Annotated in this window: 13 protein-coding genes; 6 read left to right on the forward strand and 7 right to left on the reverse strand. The window is 56.2% G+C overall.

All coding sequences use genetic code 11. From position 1 onward, the window contains the following. Positions 1-3: 3 nt before the first annotated feature. From G6R38_RS19610 to G6R38_RS19620, 3 genes are all read right to left on the reverse strand, one after another. Positions 4-420 (reverse strand): hypothetical protein, encoded by a 417-nt coding sequence (locus G6R38_RS19610; RefSeq protein WP_166830244.1) that lies wholly within the window; start codon positions 418-420, stop codon positions 4-6. Between the two features lie 100 nt (positions 421-520). Beyond that, positions 521-739 carry a hypothetical protein gene (locus G6R38_RS19615; RefSeq protein WP_166830246.1) on the reverse strand — a complete coding sequence of 73 codons (219 nt, stop codon included), beginning with the start codon at positions 737-739 and terminating at the stop codon, positions 521-523. Between the two features lie 146 nt (positions 740-885). After that, positions 886-3,018 (reverse strand): serine/threonine protein kinase, encoded by a 2,133-nt coding sequence (locus G6R38_RS19620; RefSeq protein WP_166830248.1) that lies wholly within the window; start codon positions 3,016-3,018, stop codon positions 886-888. 179 nt (positions 3,019-3,197) lie between these two features. Between G6R38_RS19620 and G6R38_RS19625 the strand changes: the two genes are divergently transcribed. The 3 genes from G6R38_RS19625 to G6R38_RS19635 all read left to right on the forward strand — a co-directional run bounded on the left by G6R38_RS19625 (position 3,198) and on the right by G6R38_RS19635 (position 6,923). Then, on the forward strand, positions 3,198-3,341 hold the full coding sequence (locus G6R38_RS19625; RefSeq protein ID WP_166830250.1) for a hypothetical protein: 144 nt from the start codon (positions 3,198-3,200) through the stop codon (positions 3,339-3,341). A gap of 21 nt (positions 3,342-3,362) precedes the next feature. Further along, positions 3,363-4,889 (forward strand): dicarboxylate/amino acid:cation symporter, encoded by a 1,527-nt coding sequence (locus G6R38_RS19630; RefSeq protein WP_206028646.1) that lies wholly within the window; start codon positions 3,363-3,365, stop codon positions 4,887-4,889. 165 nt (positions 4,890-5,054) lie between these two features. Next, entirely contained in the window at positions 5,055-6,923 is a 1,869-nt protein-coding gene (locus G6R38_RS19635; RefSeq protein WP_166830252.1) for an aldehyde ferredoxin oxidoreductase N-terminal domain-containing protein, read from the forward strand. A 48-nt stretch (positions 6,924-6,971) separates the two neighbouring features. Here the strand turns inward: G6R38_RS19635 and G6R38_RS19640 are convergent, their stop codons facing one another. Beyond that, positions 6,972-7,286 carry a Rieske (2Fe-2S) protein gene (locus G6R38_RS19640; RefSeq protein WP_166830254.1) on the reverse strand — a complete coding sequence of 105 codons (315 nt, stop codon included), beginning with the start codon at positions 7,284-7,286 and terminating at the stop codon, positions 6,972-6,974. A gap of 125 nt (positions 7,287-7,411) precedes the next feature. After that, entirely contained in the window at positions 7,412-7,828 is a 417-nt protein-coding gene (locus tag G6R38_RS19645; RefSeq protein ID WP_166830256.1) for a hypothetical protein, read from the reverse strand. A 337-nt stretch (positions 7,829-8,165) separates the two neighbouring features. Here G6R38_RS19645 and G6R38_RS19650 point away from each other — a divergent pair, with 337 nt between their 5' ends. From G6R38_RS19650 to G6R38_RS19660, 3 genes are all read left to right on the forward strand, one after another. Continuing rightward, entirely contained in the window at positions 8,166-9,089 is a 924-nt protein-coding gene (locus G6R38_RS19650) for a DUF58 domain-containing protein (RefSeq protein WP_166830258.1), read from the forward strand. Between the two features lie 12 nt (positions 9,090-9,101). Further along, positions 9,102-9,497 carry a hypothetical protein gene (locus G6R38_RS19655; RefSeq protein ID WP_166830260.1) on the forward strand — a complete coding sequence of 132 codons (396 nt, stop codon included), beginning with the start codon at positions 9,102-9,104 and terminating at the stop codon, positions 9,495-9,497. A 127-nt stretch (positions 9,498-9,624) separates the two neighbouring features. Next, positions 9,625-11,412 carry an ArnT family glycosyltransferase gene (locus tag G6R38_RS19660; protein ID WP_166830262.1) on the forward strand — a complete coding sequence of 596 codons (1,788 nt, stop codon included), beginning with the start codon at positions 9,625-9,627 and terminating at the stop codon, positions 11,410-11,412. 30 nt (positions 11,413-11,442) lie between these two features. Here G6R38_RS19660 and G6R38_RS19665 read toward each other — a convergent pair whose 3' ends face one another. Together G6R38_RS19665 and G6R38_RS19670 are read right to left on the reverse strand one after the other, a co-directional pair. Then, complete coding sequence (locus G6R38_RS19665; RefSeq protein ID WP_166830264.1) at positions 11,443-12,450, reverse strand: ABC transporter permease; 1,008 nt, start codon at positions 12,448-12,450, stop codon at positions 11,443-11,445. Further along, positions 12,450-13,718 (reverse strand): pyridoxal phosphate-dependent aminotransferase, encoded by a 1,269-nt coding sequence (locus tag G6R38_RS19670; RefSeq protein ID WP_166830266.1) that lies wholly within the window; start codon positions 13,716-13,718, stop codon positions 12,450-12,452. Before G6R38_RS19670 ends, G6R38_RS19665 begins: the two co-directional genes overlap by 1 nt. Between the last annotated feature and the right edge of the window lie 25 nt (positions 13,719-13,743).

The raw sequence follows: 13,743 nt of genomic DNA on the forward strand, positions 1-13,743 counted from the left end.
GCATCAGGACGGCGGAAATGTCCGGAGCACTTCAACTCCGTCGATTTTCCACTCCGAAGCGGCATTGAGTTGCATCGTCAAGGCGAACACAACTCGCGACGGCTTTCGCGTCAGGATACACCGAACGACCGCCGTCTGCCCATCCAAACGGACATTTTGAATTGTCCCGGTGATTTCGGTTTCCTGCTGATCGAACTTCTGCCAGACATCATCGGGGGCCGCTTCGGAGTTGCGACGCATCTCCTCGGCCATCAACGATTCCAATCCTGCCCGATCGTTGGCGAGCAATGCCGAGATAAACTTTTCGGCGGTCTCGTGGGCCGTCCATTCGGCTCGCCAGCGATCCGCACCGTAGGCGATGAGCGAGACAGCGGCGATTATGATCGCAGCGAGCAAGACGCGTCCCGTCCAATTCCACATGCCATCACCGCTGAAAATGTTCCGCGCAAAAAAAGACCCTGGCGATGTTCCGACCAGGGCGTTCGTCGATTCCGTTGATTTCCGGTGGGCTCGGCGGCAATTAGGCCGAAGACCGCATTCGCCAGTAGGTTGTCATGACTTCAAACACATCCGCGGGAACTTCGACTTCGTCGTCGGCGAAGTCATCGAGCCAGGCTCGGTTGTGTTCCACGGCATCGCTCAGGATGCGGGCCATTTCTTCGAGACGCACACTCACGCGAGGTTCGGGTGCGAATGCCGAATTGGCGGCTCCTGTAAACAGACGTAATCGTGGTCGCATGCAGCGTCCTTCTGCGGAAGAAACTCAAGCCGGTAGGGACCCAACCGAAGTTCTGTGCAACTGGTGTCCTCAATCTTCAAATCCTTCATCATCGTTATCGGTCGAGATTCGAATGATCTTCATGAAAAATTCGATTACACAACGATTCAAGGAATTGGATCGAGAGTAGGGAATTTAGGGAAAGTTAGCCGCGAGACGTCGGCACCGGGACGGTTGGCGGAACGTCTGGGCCCTTGCCAATCCGTAACCTGCGAATTCGCCGCCGAACCGGCCGCCGAACCGGTGAACTGGAAGCGACCGATCGCAAAATCCTCGACGGAAAGAAACCGATCATTGGCGATCTGCCAGGCTGCATCGGCACTGGCACGTCCCACCGCGATGGTTCCGCCATCACCCAACAAACTGCCGGGACCAGCGATGCGGAGCGTCTTGACGAGTTCGTTCGGTTGCGGAGACTGCCAACGCACAATCGCACCGCCTTCGTTCAACCCGAGGAGACAGTCTGTCAATGAGAGTTGAAGCAGCGTCGATGGCATGGCCCGATCGGCTGACCAATCGAGCAGCGATTGTCCGTCACGAACGGTGACGGACTCCAACCGAATCCGCGATTGCACCGGCGATTCCGGTTTCGCCACGCGAAGGAGCGAAGCCGCATCGACGAACAACGAATTCTGCAACCGAACGTGTTCTGGCAACTCGGCGGCGGTAAAAACCGATCCCGAGGAAAAATGACAATCCCGCACCAAGACTTGGTGTTGGCCTGCCGAATCGAGCGGTTGCCAATTGATGAACGAGGTGGTCCCCTCCGCAACGGTGCTTCGGAATCGACAGCGATTCAGCCCGAAGTTTTCCGCCTGAAGTTCCATTGCGACCGATGTTTCCGTCCCGACGTCTAGACTCTCAAACGTGACGGTCGTCGCGGTGATTTTCCAGGCGGTGGACGTGATCCGTAACCGCGCCGGTTCTGTGCCTACCCCGCGGACGGTCAACGGTCCGACGGTGTTGATCGGCGAAACCGAGTATAACTGTCCGCCTTCCAGTTCAATCACACCATTGGCATCCGGCGAAGGCAAGGGCAACGCCTGCGGTGCCGGTTTGGGGCTGGGTGTTGTTTTCGAGGCGTCGTCGGTTGGCTCGACCGGTTTGTCCGCGGGAACGGTAGGCCTCACAGCGGACGGAATGTTGACCAACCACGATTTCAAACCCGCATCGGACATCGTGACGGCCGCGCCAGAAACACAGAGCAGCATGGCGGCGACAGTTTTCCATCGTCCGCTGGATGTGTCGGTTTTCTCGGGACGACCGAGCGCGGCCTGAAAACTTTCTCGAAAACTGCGAATGATATTCCGGTGTCGCGGACGAGCGGTGCCCCACCGATCCCGCAGTTGTCGAAACGATGACGGCCGCCGATTCGGGTCGGGGTCTGTCAAAGCATGAATGATTTTCGCGAGCGGTTCCGGCGTTTCGATGGCGATTTCCCGGACATCCGGAACGCGTTTCGAGGTGTGAGCTACGAGTTTCGCCAACGGATCCCCCGTGGGATACGGCGACCGTCCCGCCAACAAATGCCACAACAAACACCCCATCGCGTACATATCCGACGTTGTTCGACACGGTTCGCCAGTGCCGATGCGTTCGGGAGCGGTGCCGTCGTAACGGTTGGGAGTGGTGCATTCGGGAACGGTGAGTTGCGGCCGAAGAATCGGTGTCAAACCGGGATCGACCAACACCGCTTGACCGTCCGCCGAAATCCGCACGTTCTCCAATTGTAAGTCGCCGTGCAGAATGCCCGACGTTTCCAATTCCGCCAGTGTTTGCACCATCTGCCGGGCGATGGCCTCCACGACATCCGCCGGGAAGCGTCCGCGTCGCGTGAGCAACTCTCGCAATTGCGGACCATCAGCAAACGGGCTGACGGTGATCAGTTCCTCACCGAAATTCAGCACCGCCACCGGCCCAACCGCTCCGCCATGTCGGACTCGCGGAAACCGCTGAATCAGATCCTGTAGTTCTGCCGCCAGACGTTCGCTGTCCGCCTTGGGACAACGAGACCGTTTCAAAGTGACCCGTCGAGACGCGGACCGATCTTTGGCCGAGTATGTCACGGCTCGTTCACTGGAACCAAGCCGGTCCACCAATACCCACGGACCGACGGTGAGATCCTCGAAGCGATATTCCTCTAGCAAACTGGCCTGGAATGGAGTGAGTTTGCCACGTCCGACGAGTGCATCAATCCAAACCGAATCGAATGCCGGCAAATCTCGCGACAACTTTCGCACACGACCACGACATCTCCGTAGATCGCCCGGCGTGCATAAGCCGAGCTTCAATAATTGTTGCCGAAGTGGTGACGACAGCGGTTCCATCGCATTTGCCCAAGACCGAACGGATTCCGTAACCGCGATATCGCAGATTCCGGCCAAACGGACAAGATCAGCTTGGAGACGATTTGTCGTAAGTGACGTTGCTCCGTCACGATGTGATTGCGTCGCGGGGGCGGATTGTTCAGAATGCGAACCGATCCGCGAAAGTCGTGTTCTGGATGACGCAGTCAAGTTTTCTCGTCATCCGCAACCCACCGAATGTCACCGCGTACAGTTAGTCATCTTGGAAAGGCTTCCACGTGAATACTCCCGCTGAAACGTCCGAAACACCTGCAAAGAGAAGCGGTGGTCATGGATTGGGACCGACATTAGCCATCGTTGCGGCGATTGTGCTTGCGGTGATTGTGGCGTTGATCTTTCCGCACTTTGCGGCATCGCTGAAAATTGGTGGCGATATTTTCCTCGGGCTGCTCAAAATGCTCGTGGTGCCGTTGGTGGTAGTCAGCGTGATGAGCGGCGTCTTGGGTTTGGGAGATGTGCGAAGGATCGGACGCCCAGGGGGAATGGCGGTTTTGTACTATCTATCGACGACCATTCTCGCGGTGGTCGTGGGTTTGGTGGTGGTGAACATCGTTCAACCCGGCAAAGCGGTGAATCAATCCGAACTGGAAGCCGCCGCCGATCAGAGTGAGGAGGCAGTCGAAGCGCGTCAGAAAGCTGCCGCCCGAAAGGCTGCGGATGAAGCATTGGCAACATCGCTGCAAGCCAAAGACGATGCCCAAGCAGAGTTGGACCGCGCAAATTCCGCACTTGCCGAAACGCCAGACGATGAAGCACTGCAAGCCGCAGTCGAACAGGCCAACGCCGATTTGAAGGCCGCCAATCTGGCCGTCACTCAGGCGGAACGTCAGAAACGAGATGCCGGTGAGGAACCCAGTTTGGGGCGAATTCTCGAAAACCTGGTGCGGATGCTGTTCACCGATAACCTGTTCCGCTCCGCAATGAACATGGATTTGCTGCCGTTGATTCTGTTTAGTCTGTTCTTCGCCGGATTGCTGACCACGCTCGGCTCCCGTGTGGATGCAATCACGACACTCGTTGAGCAATTCAACACCGCGTTGATGCAGTTCGTGTTGCTAATCATGAAGACGGCCCCGATCGGGATTTTCTGTCTCGTCGCCGCTCAGTTCGGTGAAGCACAGGCCGAGGATCGTTTGGGCACCGTCATCGCACAGACTCAATCTTACTTCATTACCGTGTTGATCGGTTTGGCCGTTCATGCGTTTGTGACGTTGCCTTTGATTCTCTGGCTCGTCACACGTCGGAACCCGTATCGATTCATGCTAAAAATGGCGAAACCGTTGTTGACGGCTTTCTCGACTGCCAGTTCCTCGGCGACGTTGCCCATCACATTGGAAACCGTGATCGACGATGCGGATGTTTCACGCGAATCCGCCGAATTCGTGCTGCCGTTGGGCGCGACGATCAACATGGATGGCACCGCATTGTACGAAGCGGCGGCGGCAATCTTTATCGCTCAGGCAATGGGGGCAGCCTTCGATCTTACATTGACCAAGCAAATCGTCATCGCGGTGACAGCCACGCTCGCGGCCATCGGAGCCGCCGGAATTCCCCAAGCCGGGCTGTTCACCATGATTATCGTCTTCAACGCCGTCGGTCTACCGGTGGAATACGTGGGCTATATTCTCTCAGTCGATTGGCTGTTGGACCGCTTCCGCACGGCGGTCAACGTGTTTGGTGATTCGGTCGGTTCGGCGGTCGTCGATGGCAGTTTCCGCAGTGCGATGAACGAACCGGTTTCGTAGGACGGTTCTCTGTCTTTATCGTTATCTTTCTGATGGGGGCAGGCGGTCTCGCTCAAAGACCGTCGGCCATCCATCGGCAATTTTGAGACTCGCATTGTGGCCGATCATACGGTTCGGCATAATACAGCCCGTTCTAGAATTATCCGCTGAATTGGAGGAGCAGTCGTGTCGGAGGGACCGGGCAACGGAGCCACCAAAACACCGCAGGACTTCCAAATTCGGCACGTCGATGTCAACTTAACCAAGAAGACCACCGACGTAACGCAAATTCCCTGCGTGGATTACGAAGACGCATTCGGGGGAATGGCTCGCGGGTTCAAGCTACTTGAAAGCTGCCCAGTCAACGATGCGTATGCTCCCGAAGCAACCTTGATCATGAATCTTGGTGTCCTCAGTGGCACCGACTTCATGACCGGATTGCGAACGTATTTCCATGCGTATTCACCATTGAAGATGTCGCTCGTGGGGAAACCCTCTGCGATGTGGTCGGCGGGCAGTGGGAAATTCGGCACGAAATTGCGGATGCTGGGGGTCGACGAAGTCTGCTTCACCGGACGATGTGAATCACCCAGCCTGTTGCGAATTTCCAAAGGCGACGACGAACAACTGCAGTTTGAAATTCTCGACGCGAGCCACCTCGTCGGTTTGCGGACGAACGCCAAGATTCAAACGCTCCATCAGCAATATCCGAATGCTCATTTCGCGGTCGTTGGTCCGGCCGGTGAAAACTACAACGCCGTCCGGTTTGCCGCCATCGCCCTGTCCACAGAGAACCAACTTAAAAGCGGCGATCCCAAAGCCCGTTGGTGCGGACGTGGCGGTATGGGCGGCGTGATGGGTTCCAAAAATCTGCTCGCCATCGTGGCCGACATCAAAGACGTGCAACTGCCCAAAAGCGGCCCGGAACTCAAAACGATCAACCAGGAAATCGCCCGGGGCAAAGGCTCGGCACGATTTCGAGACAAGAAAAAGAACAACGGCGGCGGCGGAACCTGGGCGAATTACGAGGCACTCAACCCCGTCCACGCCATGCCAGAAATGAACTTCGTTCCCACCGGAACCGCGGTTTCACTGCCGTTGCATCGACCATTGGTCGAAGAAATGGAGCCGCTGCTGGTCAAGGACGAATCTTGTTTCCGCTGCGGAATCAGCTGTCACAAAAACGTTTACGACAAGGAAACGGTCGAGAAGAACGGCAAGATGAAAGAAGTGCCCGGCAAGTTTCGGGCAAAACTCGATTTTGAACCGCTCAACTTGTTGGCATCGAACATCGGCATTTTCGATATCCATCAATCTTGCGAACTGGTGGAACTCGTGGACGAGATGGGGATGGACTCCATTTCCTGTGGCACCACGCTTTCGTATGCGATGGAGTACAACAATCGACACCGGGACAAGCCCATCGCGGGTGGACTCCGCTATGGAGATTTCGAAGCCACACGGGACGCCGTCATTGCGATGGGCGAAGGACGACTCGAAGAACTCGGGCAGGGCACGTTGCGATTGTCCCGTCATCTTGGCGAAACCGGTTACGCCATGCAGGCCAAAGGCGTGGAATTCCCAGCGTATTTGCCGCAGACAAATCCGGGATATCCCTGGGCACTCGCCGGCGGGCATATGTCGATGAAGACCTATTTGCTCCTGCTCTACGAACGCGAAACCAACATGGAATACTGGGTCGACGCCATCACCAACCCCAAACGTGGTTTGGCGATCCTGCGTGACGACTTCCTCGGTTCCTGCAAGTTCACCGGACTGCCCAACGATCAGATGGCGACCGCCATCGAGACGGTGTCCGGATTGTCGTGTTCGCCGGACGTTCTGGAAAACACGATCCGTCGTGTGTTCCTCAGAGGCTACAAGTTGGAGCGGATGCAAGGTTTCGGTGCGGACGATTACGTGATGCCCGCCGAATCACTCCAAGAGTATCCACAAATCCAACTGCCGTACTTCAACACTCCGGAGTTCTTCGAGGAACTCAAGAAACAAGTGATCGCCCGGTTCGACGAAATGCTCGCTGCGGAAGAGTGGTAACCGGTCGCATTTGGTAAGCCAAACGCAACCCGGACGGTTCAAGACGCGTTACGCTTCCGGCAGTTCGAGGTAGATGTCTTCTCCCTCGATACTAACTGCGAAGATCGCATGGACCAAGTTCGGGTTCAAACAGTGCCGACCGGTCTCGACATCGAATTGCCATCCATGCCAAGGACAGGTAACGATGTTGCCGTTCAACTGCCCCTCACCGAGCGGTCCGCCGGCGTGAGGGCAAACACCGTCCATCGCGTGCACGACGCCGTCCACATTGAACACGGCCACCACTCGCCCGCTGACGGCGAATTCCCGGCTGGTCCCCGGTGGGATCTCACTGACTCCAGCAATTCGGACACGCTCGGCCACAATCACGTTCCTTCAACGGCGACATTGTCGAGATGACTTCAACACCCGGCTCCCAGCGGAGGCGGACTGCTCATGGTAGACGATGTACGCAGGAAAGTTGAGCGTCGCACGATTCCTGTCGTCGTTTACCATTCGTCGTTGAATTTTTGTCCGTAGCTATCCACCGAACGACCAACGCCAAACTGTTCTGGGGGACGGGAAAGAACTCGCAAACTCACGGAATGACCTGCACAGATTCCTTCACACAGCAGATGGGCTCCGAAATCGTCATCTTCATCAAACGGCAACGCCTGCCAATGCAGGGACGAGATCGAATCGAACAATGAGTGCAGTGACAAGATGTCGAAGGTGAACCGAGACCAACTCAGCTGCCCATCAGATGGGCCGCCTTGCATCTCTGTCTTCGAGACAAACAAAGTCACCTCCCAGAGTGCACCGTTGGTCCAATAGTGACAGCCCACCGGTGCCAAGATGTCGATCGGCAAAATTTCGCCGGCGACAGCATCTGCAAGTTCGGAAAGCCATTTTGGAGGGTTAGCCATGGGAAGTCAGTGTGTGGTAATCGTGGCTGAGCACTTAGGTTGGCGAGACAAGACGGTTTTGGAAATCCTTGCGGAACTCAACAGCTCCGTTCACAATGGTGGGAAACGAATCGTTGCGTGAAGCGTTACTGAACTAATATCTTGGGGCAAGTTAAATGCCAATTCAATTCCAATTCCCGAAACATCGATAAACTGTTGACAAAACACAACATTTGTGAGCCAACACCTCCCAGACCGGTTAAACACCCCAAACAACCCCTGCTAACTTGCGAGACATTTTTGTTTCAGCTTTTGAACACACCTCCCAATCTGCGGCCTCTCCCATAGGAAGATAACAATGCCTTTGCGATCTTCTGGTGATTCGGAGATTCCGCTCGATCCGACAGCACTCGCACAGTTCGGCAAGCTCGAAGTCGTCGCAAGACTCGTGGTGGAAGGCTTTATGATTGGGCAGCACAAAAGCCCGTTCAAAGGCTCCAGCATTGAGTTTGTGGAGCATCGAAAATACTACCCCGGCGATGAAATTCGGCACATCGACTGGCGAGCCTACGGCAAAACCGGCAAGTATTACATCAAGGAATTTGAGGACGAAACCAACCTGAGGTGCTATCTCGTTGTCGATGGTTCCGGCAGCATGGGATACGGGCAGAGCACGCTTTCCAAATTTGATTACGCCCGCTACTTGGCCGCTTCGCTCGGCTATTTGCTGCTCACGCAACGAGATGCGACCGGCTTGATGACGTTCGACACGGCCGTCCGAAACCGATTCGAACCATCCGCGAACCCGCAAAGTTTTCGGCGACTTGTCGAAACGCTCGAAGACACTCGGACCGGTCGTGAAACCAGCATCGCGAAAGTGCTCGCAGACCTGTTGCCGTCCATCAAACGGCGAAGTCTCATTGTCTTTCTGAGCGATTGTTTCGATCGAATCGCCGATTTCGCAACCGCTCTCAAACTGTTCCGTCATGCACGGCACGAAGTGATCGTTTTTCACATTGTGGCCCCCGAGGAAGAGGATTTTCCGTTCAGCCATCCCACGCAGTTCCGAAGTCTCGAACGGGACGGGCATCGCATCCTCGTCGACCCGCATCAACTTCGAAGCATGTATCTCGAGCAGTACCAGAAGTTCTGTGACGACTTGGTGCAAACGTGCGGGAAGATCGGCGTCGACTATGAAAAACTCGTCACTAATCAGCCATACCACACCGCGCTTGGCAAGTTTCTGGATTACCGTGCCCGACGCAAAGCCCAGAAACGGTAAGGAATGATCGCGATGAGTGATGACGAACGTAACTTGGTCATCTACGCGCGTTTGGCGGCGGCATCGCAGGCGAAACGGCAGTTGGCTGGTCGTGACCGTTTTCTGATTCTCGCCGGAGTTGCCGCCACACGGGCAGGTTGGCCAGCCATCGCCGAGGAAGCGCGACGATTGGTGCAGCAGAACAACCCTCGTCATCTCATCGGTCAATGGGACACCTTCGGCGACGCACTTCGTAGTGAGGATTTCCCCGTTTTCCTCAAACAACTTCAGCGAATTTGTGGCCCCGAACAGGCAGACCACTTGCTGCATTCTCTTCGATCCGATCCCACAATACCGCCAGAACCGCAGACCGATGACCTCGGCACCGCCATTCTCGCGATGTGGTCGACAGCTGACGTGAAGGAGTGACCCGCTCCGGAAACCGTCTTGAGCGGAATTCCTATTTCTCCTATTCTCCGCGAGCCTGTTGGAGTCCAAGTCCACGTTGTGCGCATCGCACCTTTTCCGGAAGGTCGACTGCGAAATAAGACTTTGGATGAGCACGACTTGGGTGCCGAACATCGCCACATCAAGATGCCCCTGGGAGAAACCGATCGTGACGGACCATGATCAACGGATGGCAGTGGAAAACCCGGCAATTGCCACACATTCGCCGAACCATCGTCGGTGGCGGATTTGGGCGTTGATCGGGATTTGCGGGCTATTCCTCTTGGTGTTCGAGATTGGCCGTTACCGCACGCTGACGAAACATGAAAGCTTCGTCGCTGTTGTCTCACGTGGCATGTTGACCAGCGGCGATTGGGTGGTCCCTCGATTCGCAAACCTACCGCGATTGAAAAAGCCACCGTTGGCATACTGGACCGCCGCAACCTGGAGTGCAGTCTTCGGAACGCATGCCGAGTGGACCGTGCGGCTTCCATCTGTTCTGGCCGCGTTGATGCTGGCCGGTTTGCTGGGATATTGGGCGAGCCGATGGTACGGACACGCCGCGGGAGTCGCCACGGCCCTGGTACAACTCTCCGCTGTCTTCACGATCGACTTCGGACGTAAAGCCGAGGTTGATATGCAATTGTGTCTTATTACCACTACGGCGTTATTCCTGATCGGCACTTACCGACCGGGGGAATCGCGTGTCCGATCGTTTTGGCGATGGGCCGGGGTGTTGTCGTTGGTGGGGCTGTCCTGGTTGGCGAAATTCCACTACGGCCCCGCGATGATTCTGTCTGTCTGCGGGGTGTGGTTCGTCTCACAGCGTTGGTGGCGATCGTTTTGGAATCTGCTGAATCCCTTAGGGTTACTCGTCATTCTGGCTGCGGTTCTGATTTGGCCTTATCTCGTCCTTCGACAAATCCCGGATGCCTGGGAAATCTGGCAAGCAGAAACTGTTGGGCGGGCAATCGGTCAGTTGGGCCGACAACCGGTTTGGTTCTATCTCCCCCAAGTGGTTGCGTTGATGCTGCCTTGGTCGTTGCTACTGCCGTGGATGTGGCCTCGGAGTTTGCAACGCCTGCGACAAGGTGACGAACGCGAACGCTTCCTGTGGATTTGGTTCTGTGTTCAATTCGCCATTTTGACAGCGTCGGCGTTCAAACATCATCACTATCTCATGGCCGCACTGCCCGCCGTTTCACTGACTTTGGGACGGACGCTCTCCGAAGTCGTGGTGGAACTGCGAAGTGGACAGCGACAATTCTGGCGGGGTTGGGTGGTTGTCAATTTGGTCAGCGGTTGCGCAATAACCGCGGCGAGTTCGGCAGTCGTCGGTCGAAAATGGCCTCATTTGGTGCTGCCGACGGGCGTGGCAATGGCATGCTTATCGGTTGGATTGCTTGCCGCCTCGGTGTTCTTCGTGCAACGACGCTGGCGATCCGGATTAGTCTCCGTAACCGCTGGTTTTGGAGTGTGCTATGTGCTTGTGATGGGCTGGATTTTTCCAAGTCGTGATGGTCGTCTGGCCGATGTCCGGTTCGCAGCGGAACTGACAGAGAAGTCACTGCCCGCACCAATTCGCGTCTACGGACTGAAGGAACATCCGGTCGTCTATTATCTGCCGGAATCAGCCGCACGAGTCGAGGAACCCAATCGACTCAGCGAGGAACTTGAGTCTGCCGGTCGTTTGTTGGTGGTCACAGCAACCAGCCGGACCGCTGAACTGAGTCGAATCGGTGAATGCCGAGTTGTCCAACACGCTCGACACGCAAACGACACCGCACCGGCGAAAGGCGAACCGTTGGCATTGTTCGAACTCCGGGTCTTGGAGCCAGTCGATCAATTGGTTCCGCCAGCCGTCGCGGAGAAAGCAATCCGAAATCGTCACCGATAATCACGAACGGCTGAACCCCTTGAGCGGGAATCACACACCAGAGCGACGTTGTCGCCATTGATCCAACGTGACCGCCGCAATGATGATTGCTCCCAGAATCACCTTTTGATACGACGTGGGAATTTCCAGCGTGACGCAGCCGTTCAGGATGGTCGTCATCACGATGGCACCGGAAAGCGTCCCGAGGATGGAACCGCGTCCGCCGTTCAAACTTGCTCCGCCGATCACGACAGCGGCGATGATCTCCAGCTCTTTGCCCATACCGGCTTTCGGATCGCCTTCGCCGTTGAGAATCGCAAACTGAAACAATCCCGCCACGCCGACGAACACCCCGGCCAACGTGTAAACCAACACCCGCACTCGCGAAACCCGCACACCACACAGGTGCGCCGCCTCTTCGTTCGAGCCGATCGCAATGATCCGGCGACCAAACACCGTGAACCGTAGCACGATCGCGGTCAATACGGACAGAATGAACATCACCCATACACCGCTGGAAACACCGAGCCAGTCGGGAATCGGATAAGGCGTTTGGAGGTTTAACACCCAATCGGGGGCTTTGCCGAAGGCACGAATTGGCGTGTCATCCGACAGAATCAACCCAAGACCGAAGAACATGGTCATCGTGCCCAGCGTGGCGATGAACGGCACCACTCGTAACCCGTTGATCAGCAATCCGTTCAGCAAACCCGTCCCGCACCCGGTGAGCAAACCGGCTGTCAATGCGGCGGCGGTGCCGTAGTCTTCCCGAAAGAACCACGCCGTCACCGTTGCGCACAGTGAAATTGCGGCCCCGGCAGAAAGATCGATCCCACCGGAAATCACAATCAGTGTCATCCCGAGTGCCGCGACTCCAACAAGCGAGGCGTCTCGAAGAATCTTTTGAACCGTTTCCACGGTGAAGAACAGAGCGTCTTCCGGTCGGTCGGCGAGCAGACGGTCCGCGATGCCGAAGATGGCGTAAACAACCACCAACCCCAACAACGGACCGAGCAACGCACCCAGCCGACGAATGATCGAAACTTGAGCGGCAGCCATTAGCTTGGAACGGGGTAGGGGGTGTCGAGACGGTGTTGCGGATGAGCGTCCAAATACTCGGAGACCTTGTCTTCCCGCGAAATGGCGATCGGCAAAAATCCGAGGGCCTGTTCCAGTCGTTCGTTCGGCTCGGCACAACTGAATCGCAGAAAACCGGCTCCGGCCTGTCCGAAACACTCGCCGCCCAAGCACGCGACGCCGAAGTCCTCGTCCGCTCCTTCAAGCAAGTACAACGCCAACCCGTGACTGGTGATCTTCAACCGATTGCACACCGGAGCGACATTCGGGAACACGTAGAACGTGGATGTCGGCTCGATGGTTTGGAAGCCTTCGATCCGGTTGAGGCCGTTGGTGAGAAGCTCCACTTTCTCTTGGAACTTCTTCATTGTGGAATCGCGTTCAGCGTCATCCTGATTGAGTGCCGCCGTTCCCGCCCGTTGAACAAGCGCCGGTGTGCAGGACAGTGTCGTGTTCACCATTTTGCCGATGGCTTCGATCACATGCGGAGCCGAGACGGCAAATCCAAGTCGCCACCCACTCATACTGTAAGATTTGCTGAATGTGTACGCTGCGACACACTGATCCATCATTCCCGGCTGAGCCAACAGCGAATGATGTCGGCCCTTCCACACCATATGACAATACGGTTCATCACTGAATACCGCGATGTCTTTGCCTCGCACGATGTCGGCGATGTTCCGAAGATCGTCTTCGGTCGTCACGCCGCCCGTTGGGTTATGCGGTGTGTTCAGAAAGATCGCTTTGGGTTGTTCGCTGTTGTTCACGAACTGGTCGATATCGTCGATATTCGGACGGAATTCGTTTTCCTGTTTGAGTGCCGAGAGCGTGATACGTCCACCGCGACGCTCGATGTTCGGCACATAGGTCGGAAAATACGGGCTGAACACCAACACGCCGTCACCTGGGTTGACGAACGCTTCACAGAAAAACTGCTCGAAGACCTTCGCACCGGGACCGGCGACCACGTTTTCACGCTTCGCGGGGATGCGGAACTCCCGCTCGACCATTGCGGCGGCGGCATCACGGAATTCTGGCAAACCGGGTGAGGGACAATAGTGCGAATGGTTCTGCTCGATCGACTCAATCCCGACCGATTTCGCCGAAGCCGTGCTATCGAACGGGCTATCACCGATCTCCAGTTCGACCACATCCTTCCCATCCGCTTTCAACGCCTTGGCGACCGCCAAAACGGTAAACGCGGTTTCCACAGTCAATGATTTCGCAAACTCACTCAGCGTGGCCGACACGATGTATTCCTCAAGAAGCGCAATA

Origin of the sequence: Thalassoroseus pseudoceratinae, assembly GCF_011634775.1 — a bacterium.
Classification (GTDB): domain Bacteria; phylum Planctomycetota; class Planctomycetia; order Planctomycetales; family Planctomycetaceae; genus Thalassoroseus; species Thalassoroseus pseudoceratinae.

Bases quoted from the DNA above. Each gene is read 5' to 3' on its own strand.
- G6R38_RS19655 (WP_166830260.1), top strand. From the start codon at position 9,102: ATGAGTGATGACGAACGTAACTTGGTCATCTACGCGCGTTTGGCGGCG.
- G6R38_RS19615 (WP_166830246.1), bottom strand. From the start codon at position 739: ATGCGACCACGATTACGTCTGTTTACAGGAGCCGCCAATTCGGCATTC.
- G6R38_RS19650 (WP_166830258.1), top strand. From the start codon at position 8,166: ATGCCTTTGCGATCTTCTGGTGATTCGGAGATTCCGCTCGATCCGACA.
- G6R38_RS19665 (WP_166830264.1), bottom strand. From the start codon at position 12,450: ATGGCTGCCGCTCAAGTTTCGATCATTCGTCGGCTGGGTGCGTTGCTC.
- G6R38_RS19610 (WP_166830244.1), bottom strand. From the start codon at position 420: ATGTGGAATTGGACGGGACGCGTCTTGCTCGCTGCGATCATAATCGCC.
- G6R38_RS19660 (WP_166830262.1), top strand. From the start codon at position 9,625: ATGAGCACGACTTGGGTGCCGAACATCGCCACATCAAGATGCCCCTGG.
- G6R38_RS19645 (WP_166830256.1), bottom strand. From the start codon at position 7,828: ATGGCTAACCCTCCAAAATGGCTTTCCGAACTTGCAGATGCTGTCGCC.